At 44.0% G+C, this 8,316-nt stretch carries 5 protein-coding genes; all 5 read right to left on the bottom strand.

Annotated features, from left to right (window positions below):
* Positions 1 to 712: elongation factor Tu (locus N523_RS0108345; protein WP_028835963.1), on the bottom strand; the 712-nt coding region annotated here is incomplete at its 3' end.
* A gap of 62 nt (positions 713 to 774) precedes the next feature.
* Complete coding sequence (gene fusA / locus N523_RS0108340) at positions 775 to 2,889, bottom strand: elongation factor G (RefSeq protein ID WP_013463850.1); 2,115 nt, start codon at positions 2,887 to 2,889, stop codon at positions 775 to 777.
* Positions 2,890 to 2,916: 27 nt separating this feature from the next.
* The gene (gene rpsG, locus N523_RS0108335; protein ID WP_010392135.1) at positions 2,917 to 3,387 is read right to left on the bottom strand and encodes a 30S ribosomal protein S7; all 471 of its coding nucleotides are present in this window, start codon (positions 3,385 to 3,387) and stop codon (positions 2,917 to 2,919) included.
* A 97-nt stretch (positions 3,388 to 3,484) separates the two neighbouring features.
* Positions 3,485 to 3,859 (bottom strand): 30S ribosomal protein S12, encoded by a 375-nt coding sequence (gene rpsL / locus N523_RS0108330; RefSeq protein ID WP_002958885.1) that lies wholly within the window; start codon positions 3,857 to 3,859, stop codon positions 3,485 to 3,487.
* A 195-nt stretch (positions 3,860 to 4,054) separates the two neighbouring features.
* Complete coding sequence (rpoC, locus tag N523_RS0108325; RefSeq protein ID WP_013463849.1) at positions 4,055 to 8,227, bottom strand: DNA-directed RNA polymerase subunit beta'; 4,173 nt, start codon at positions 8,225 to 8,227, stop codon at positions 4,055 to 4,057.
* Between the last annotated feature and the right edge of the window lie 89 nt (positions 8,228 to 8,316).

Raw genomic sequence — 8,316 nt, 5'->3', positions numbered from 1 at the left:
TGATGATACCAGCTTCAACACGGCCAGTTACAACAGTACCACGACCTTGGATTGAGAAAACGTCTTCGATAGGCATGATGAATGGCTTATCGATGTCACGCTCTGGCTCTGGAATGTAAGTATCTAGTGCTTCTGCAAGCTCTACGATTTTAGCTTCCCATTGCTCTTCGCCTTCAAGTGCTTTAAGTGCAGAACCTTGAATTAGTGGTAAGTCATCACCTGGGAAGTCGTATTCAGAAAGAAGTTCACGAACTTCCATTTCTACTAGCTCAAGTAGCTCTTCATCATCAACCATGTCACATTTGTTCATGAACACAACGATGTAAGGAACACCAACTTGGCGAGAAAGTAGGATGTGCTCACGAGTTTGTGGCATAGGGCCATCAGTCGCAGCTACTACTAAGATAGCGCCATCCATTTGAGCAGCACCAGTGATCATGTTTTTAACATAATCGGCGTGACCAGGACAATCTACGTGTGCGTAGTGACGAGTAGGAGTATCGTACTCAACGTGTGAAGTTGAGATTGTGATACCACGCTCGCGCTCTTCTGGAGCGTTATCGATTGATGCGAAATCTTTAGCAACACCGCCGTATACTTTTGCAAGTACGTTAGTGATTGCTGCAGTTAGTGTAGTTTTACCGTGGTCAACGTGGCCGATTGTACCAACGTTTACGTGCGGTTTTACGCGTTCAAACTTTTCTTTTGCCATCTTAAAAAATTCCTAATAAAGAAATTAAAGCCTGACTCAGTATTGAGCCAGACAAGCTAAAATCATATAACAGCGCGAGCTGAAATTATTGTATCTGCAACCTGTTTAGAGGCTTCAGCGTACTTCAAAAACTCCATAGAGTATGAGGCACGGCCCTGTGTTGCAGATCGTAAAGCAGTCGCATAACCAAACATTTCAGATAACGGAACCTGAGCATTAATTTGCTTAAGTCCACCAAGTGCATCTTCCATGCCTTCGATCATGCCGCGACGACGGTTTAGGTCGCCAACTACATCACCCATGTTTGCTTCAGGAGTGAGTACTTCAACCTTCATTACTGGCTCTAATAAAGCAGGGTTTGCATCTAGCGCACCTTGCTTCATAGCGAGTGAACCTGCTATTTTAAATGCCATTTCATTCGAATCTACATCATGGAATGAACCATCATATAAAGTCGCTTTCACGCCAAGTAATGGGTAGCCTGCCAGTACACCTTGAGCCATTTGCTCTTGGATACCTTTGTCTACCGCAGGGATGTATTCTTTCGGAACTGACCCACCTACGGTTTCGTTAACGAACTCGTAAATTGGGGCTTCATCATCCGAAATATCCATCGGTTCAAGTTTAAGCCAGACGTGACCATATTGACCACGACCACCTGATTGACGTATAAACTTCCCTTCAACTTCAACAGTTGAACGAATAGCTTCTCGGTATGCAACCTGCGGCTTACCAACGTTACATTCAACACTGAATTCACGTTTCATACGGTCGACAATGATATCAAGGTGAAGTTCACCCATGCCAGAGATAATCGTCTGGCCTGATTCTTCGTCAGTTTGTACGCGGAAAGATGGATCTTCTGCCGCTAGTTTACCTAGCGCGATACCCATTTTATCCTGGTCAGCGATTGTGCGAGGCTCAACCGCAACAGAGATAACTGGTTCTGGGAATTCCATACGCTCTAGCGTAATAATAGAATTCGGATCACACAGTGTCTCGCCTGTTGTTACGTCTTTGAGACCAATAGCCGCCGCGATGTCGCCTGCGTAGACTTCTTTGATCTCTTCACGTGAGTTTGAATGCATCTGAACGATACGACCAAGACGCTCACGCTTACTTTTTACTGGGTTATATACCGCGTCACCCTGTTTAACAGTACCAGAGTAAACACGGAAAAAGGTCAAGGTGCCAACAAACGGGTCTGTTGCAATCTTAAAAGCAAGTGCAGCAAACGGCGCTTTATCATCAGCAGGACGCTCTTCCTCGGTACCATCTTCGAGGATACCTTGGATTTGTTTCACTTGTGTGGGTGATGGCATATATTCAACAACGCAATCAAGCACAGCTTGAACGCCTTTGTTTTTAAATGCACTACCACAGGTCATGGGAACAATTTCGTTCGCTAATGTGCGTTGACGCAAAGCATTTTTAATTTCTGCTTCGCTTAACTCTTCACCTTCTAAGTATTTATCCATTAGTTCTTCAGAGGCTTCAGCAGCGCTTTCAACTAAATGAGAGCGCCATTCTTCAGCTAAATCCTGAAGTTCTGCCGGTATTGCCTCATAAGAGAAAGTCATACCCTGGTCTTCATCATTCCAGTTAATAGCTTTCATTTTAATAAGGTCAATAACACCTTTAAAGTCGTCTTCAGCGCCAATTGGCAACTGGACTGGAACAGGCGTTGCTCCAAGACGAGATTTCACCTGGCCGACAACCGTTAAGAAGTCAGCGCCTGTGCGATCCATTTTATTTACGAAGATCATTCTCGGAACTTCGTATTTGTTCGCTTGACGCCAAACTGTCTCAGTTTGCGGCTGTACACCAGATGAAGCACAAAGAACAACTACCGCACCATCTAGTACACGTAAAGAACGCTCTACTTCGATAGTGAAATCTACGTGTCCTGGGGTATCAATGATATTGATGCGATGGTCGTCAAATTGCGCGTCCATCCCTTTCCAGAAACACGTTGTTGCAGCAGAAGTGATTGTGATACCACGCTCTTGTTCCTGCTCCATCCAATCCATAGTTGCGGCGCCATCATGTACTTCACCGATCTTATGAGAAAGACCTGTGTAGAACAGAACACGTTCTGTTGTGGTGGTTTTGCCTGCATCTACGTGAGCACAAATACCGATATTGCGGTAACGCTCAAGTGGAGTTGTACGTGCCATAAAATCCTCTTAAAGGTTAAGGACAGATTACCAACGGTAATGAGCGAATGCTTTATTCGCTTCAGCCATACGGTGAACGTCTTCACGTTTCTTAACCGCAGTGCCTTTGTTGTCAGCAGCGTCAACGATTTCTTGAGCTAAACGTAAGCCCATAGATTTTTCGCCACGCTTACGTGCAGCGTCTACTAACCAACGCATACCTAATGCGTTGCGACGTACTGGACGTACTTCAACTGGTACTTGATAAGTTGAACCACCAACACGGCGAGATTTAACCTCTACCTGTGGACGGATGTTATCAAGTGCAGTTTCAAAGATTTCTAGGTGCGACTTGCCTGATTTCTCAGCAGCCACGTCTAGCGCACCATAAACGATTTTTTCAGCAGTAGATTTCTTGCCGTCTAACATTACGATGTTAACGAACTTAGCAAGAAGTTCCGATCCGAACTTAGGATCTGGAAGAATTTTACGTTGACCTATTACGCGTCTTCTAGGCATTTTGTATCTCCGGTTTATTCAGGTTTGCTCTTTCGAGTCAATCACCCAAAACAATAATTAATAATATTTAGTGCTTGGCCTTACTAACGGAAAACAATTAGCCTTTAGGGCGTTTTGCACCGTATTTAGAACGAGCTTGACGACGGTCGCTAACGCCTGCACAGTCAAGTGCACCACGTACAGTGTGAAAACGCACACCTGGTAAATCTTTAACACGACCACCACGGATTAGGATTACACTGTGCTCTTGAAGGTTATGACCTTCACCACCGATGTATGAAGTTACTTCGAAACCGTTAGTTAAACGTACACGAGCTACTTTACGTAACGCCGAGTTTGGTTTCTTAGGTGTAGTTGTATATACGCGAGTACATACACCACGCTTTTGCGGACACGCTTTAAGCGCAGCTGAGTTACTTTTAGTAACCTTGCTACGACGTGGCTTACGCACTAGCTGGTTAATAGTTGCCATTTAAATAGCTCCTGAAATTAAAATTACTACTGAAAAAAAATAAAAAATCCGCCCTTGTTTTACCAGCATGTTTTAAACGTGCAAGTAAATGGGTGGCGGAATTTTAATGAGCAAAGATTGACCTGTCAACCTAAACCGCTCACAAGGCAGTAGATAACTGCCTTGTGAAACTCTAATCTATTGATTAGATTCGGTTTATTGATTTCCAGATAAATCCGCGTTTAAAGCATCAGTGAGTGCTTGAGTTGCCTCTTCCGCACTTACCGTTTGCTCTTCAACAACGTCTTTTTGCTTACGACGAGCCATACGCTCTTGATGATACGCAAAACCGGTACCGGCTGGGATCAATCGACCCACAATTACGTTTTCTTTCAGACCGCGTAGTTCATCGCTCTTACCATTTACAGCGGCTTCTGTTAGGACACGAGTTGTCTCCTGGAACGAGGCTGCTGAGATGAAAGATTCTGTCGCTAGTGATGCTTTTGTGATACCCATTAACTGGATTTCAAACTTAGCTGGGATCTTACCTTGAGCTTCAAGGTCGCGGTTTGCGATATTAACGCGTGCCACTTCAATTTGCTCACCGGCTAAGAACTCAGTATCACCACCGTCTAGAATGATACATTTACGTAGCATTTGACGAATAATAGTTTCAATGTGCTTATCATTGATCTTAACGCCCTGCAAACGGTAAACCTCTTGCACTTCGTTAACAATGTAATTAGCAACATGAGTCACACCACGTAGGCGTAAGATGTCATGCGGTGATTCTGGACCATCGGCGATAACTTCACCTTTAGACACTTGCTCACCTTCAAACACGTTAAGTTGACGCCACTTAGGAATCATTTCTTCGTAATGATCGCCTTCAGCTGGTGTAATAACTAAACGTTTCTTACCTTTAGTCTCTTTACCGAAGCTAATCGTACCGGTGATTTCAGCTAAGATAGCTGGATCTTTCGGCTTACGTGCTTCAAATAAGTCGGCTACGCGTGGTAGACCACCCGTGATATCACGAGTTTTCGAACCTTCTTGCGGAATACGTGCTAACACGTCACCTGGGTTTGCAGTCGCGCCGTCTGTTACTTCAATCGTAGTGAATGAAGGAAGACGCGTTTCTTGCAAGCCACGCTCATCACTTTCAATGATAAGCTTTGGTTCTTTCGCATTCGCTTTAGCAAGATCTTTAACAACTACACGAGTTAAACCCGTTAGTTCGTCAGTCTGTGCTTCAGTGTTTGAATCATCGATATCGCTGAACGATACTTTTGATTTATGCTCAAGAACGATTGGGTGACTATGCGGGTCCCAAGTAGCAACGATGTCGTTACCTTGAACTTCTGCATTGTCTTGCACTGTTAATACCGCACCGTAAGGTACTTTATAACGCTCTTTCTCACGACCATAGCTATCAATGATAGTGATCTCGGTAGAACGAGAGGTAATAACAATCTTACCGTCTGTATTTAATACATATTTAGCGTTGTGAAGTTTTAATGTACCGTTTGTTTTAACTTGTACATTATTTTCAGCAGACGCTCTTGATGCCGCACCACCGATGTGGAAGGTACGCATCGTAAGCTGTGTACCCGGCTCACCGATTGACTGTGCCGCGATAACACCTACTGATTCACCCGCGTTGATGATATGACCACGTGCAAGGTCACGACCATAACACTTAGCACATACACCAAAGTCGTTATCACAAGTGATAACTGAACGTACGCGAACTTCATCAACTGAGTGCTCTTCTAAAAGGTCACACAGTTTTTCGTCAAGCATGATGTTACGTTCAACAAGTACTGTATTAGTACCTGGGATCACAACGTCTTCAGCGACAACACGACCTAGTACACGTTCGCGAAGTGCTTCTACAACGTCACCACCTTCAATTAGCGGTTTCATTGTTAAGCCATCTTCTGTGCCACAATCGTCTTCGTTGATTACCAAATCTTGTGCAACGTCTACTAGACGACGCGTTAGGTAACCCGAGTTCGCTGTTTTCAGTGCTGTATCGGCAAGACCTTTACGCGCACCGTGCGTTGAGATGAAGTACTGAAGTACGTTTAGACCTTCACGGAAGTTAGCCGTGATTGGCGTCTCGATGATTGAACCATCTGGACGTGCCATTAGGCCACGCATACCTGCTAGCTGACGGATCTGAGCGGCACTACCACGAGCACCTGAGTCGGCCATCATAAACACTGAGTTAAATGACGGTTGCTCTACTTCTTCACCTTTTGCATTGATAACCGTGTCTTTTGACAAGTTGGCCATCATTTCACGTGATAAGTTTTCATTTACACGTGACCAGATATCGATAACTTTGTTGTACTTTTCACCAGCCGTTACAAGACCTGATTGGAATTGTTGGTTGATTTCAGTTACTTCAGCTTCAGCTGATTCAATGATTGCTGCTTTAACTGGTGGGATAACTAAGTCATCGATACCAATTGAAACACCAGACTTCATTGCATAGTGGAAACCGGTGTACATGATTTGGTCAGCAAACATAACTGTGTCTTTTAGACCAAGACGACGGTAACACTCATTAATTAAGCCAGAAATCTGCTTTTTACCTAGGGCTTGGTTGATTGACTCATACGGCATGCCTTTTGGTAAAATTAAAGACAGAATCGCACGACCAACAGTAGTATCAATTACGGTTACAGTGTCTTCAACAACACCTTCTTCGTTTTTAACTGATTGGCTAATACGTACTTTCACGATAGCGTGAAGGTCGGCATTACCACTACGGTATGCTTTTTCTGCTTCTTTAGGATCTTTAAATACGGCGCCTTCGCCTTTCGCGTTAATACGATCACGCGTCATGTAATAAAGACCTAATACAACGTCCTGTGAAGGAACGATGATTGGCTCACCATTAGCAGGCGATAAGATGTTGTTTGTAGACATCATCAACGCGCGAGCTTCAAGTTGCGCTTCAATTGTTAGCGGTACGTGTACCGCCATTTGGTCACCATCGAAATCGGCGTTGTACGCCGCACATACTAATGGGTGCAAATGAATCGCTTTACCTTCGATAAGCACAGGTTCAAACGCTTGGATACCCAAACGGTGAAGTGTTGGTGCACGGTTAAGTAATACTGGATGTTCACGAATTACTTCGTCTAGTACATCCCATACTTCCGCTACTTCACGCTCAACCATCTTTTTAGCAGCTTTGATTGTCGTAGCCATGCCGCGACGCTCTAATTTGCCATAGATGAATGGTTTGAAAAGCTCTAATGCCATCTTCTTAGGAAGACCACACTGATGAAGCTTAAGTGTAGGACCAACCGTGATTACAGAACGGCCAGAGTAATCTACACGCTTACCAAGTAAGTTCTGACGGAAACGACCTTGCTTACCTTTGATCATATCAGCAAGCGATTTAAGAGGACGTTTGTTAGAACCTGTAATTGCACGACCACGACGACCGTTATCAAGTAGCGCATCAACCGCTTCTTGTAACATACGTTTTTCGTTGCGTACGATAATATCTGGTGCAGCTAAATCTAGTAGACGCTTAAGACGGTTATTACGGTTAATAACACGACGGTAAAGGTCATTTAGATCAGATGTCGCAAAACGACCACCGTCTAGTGGTACTAGTGGACGTAAGTCAGGTGGCAATACTGGAAGTACTGTCATGATCATCCACTCTGGGTTATTACCTGATTGGTGGAACGATTCCATTAACTTAAGACGTTTAGTGATCTTTTTACGCTTAGTTTCAGAGTTAATTGTTGGTAACTCTTCACGCATTTCTGCAATTAATTGAGCAAGATCGAGTTCACGCAGTAAGTCTAATACTGCTTCAGCACCCATCTTCGCTTCAAATTCATCACCGTGCTCTTCAAGTGCATCTAGGTATTCTTCTTCACCTAATAGCTGACCACGCTCAAGCGTTGTCATGCCAGGCTCAGTTACTACGAATGATTCGAAGTAAAGAACACGTTCAATATCACGAAGTGTCATATCAAGCATTAAGCCGATACGTGACGGTAATGATTTTAAAAACCATATATGCGCAACTGGACTTGCCAGTTCTATATGACCCATACGGTCACGACGCACTTTAGTGAGTGTTACTTCAACGCCACACTTTTCACAGATCACACCACGGTGTTTAAGGCGTTTATATTTACCACATAAACACTCATAATCTTTCACTGGGCCGAAAATACGGGCACAGAATAAGCCATCGCGCTCAGGCTTGAAAGTACGGTAGTTAATAGTCTCAGGTTTCTTTACTTCACCGTATGACCATGAACGAACCATGTCTGGTGAAGCAAGACCAATGCGAATTGCATCGAATTCTTCGGTCTTATTTTGTTGCTTCAGAAACTTAAGTAAGTCTTTCACCTTAGCTCTCCTGTCGGAGTTAATCTTGAGGACGGATGTTCTCGTCCCTACATTCTATTCAGCCATAACAGATGCTGCAGCGCTAACTG

The sequence above is a fragment of the Pseudoalteromonas sp. 23_GOM-1509m genome, from assembly GCF_000518425.1.
In the GTDB taxonomy this organism is placed as follows: domain Bacteria; phylum Pseudomonadota; class Gammaproteobacteria; order Enterobacterales; family Alteromonadaceae; genus Pseudoalteromonas; species Pseudoalteromonas tetraodonis.
This window is presented reverse-complemented; position numbering and strand designations above follow the sequence as displayed.

Coding starts and splice junctions, on each gene's coding strand:
- fusA (WP_013463850.1), bottom strand. CDS start 2,889: ATGGCACGTACAACTCCACTTGAGCGTTACCGCAATATCGGTATTTGT.
- rpsG (WP_010392135.1), bottom strand. CDS start 3,387: ATGCCTAGAAGACGCGTAATAGGTCAACGTAAAATTCTTCCAGATCCT.
- rpsL (WP_002958885.1), bottom strand. CDS start 3,859: ATGGCAACTATTAACCAGCTAGTGCGTAAGCCACGTCGTAGCAAGGTT.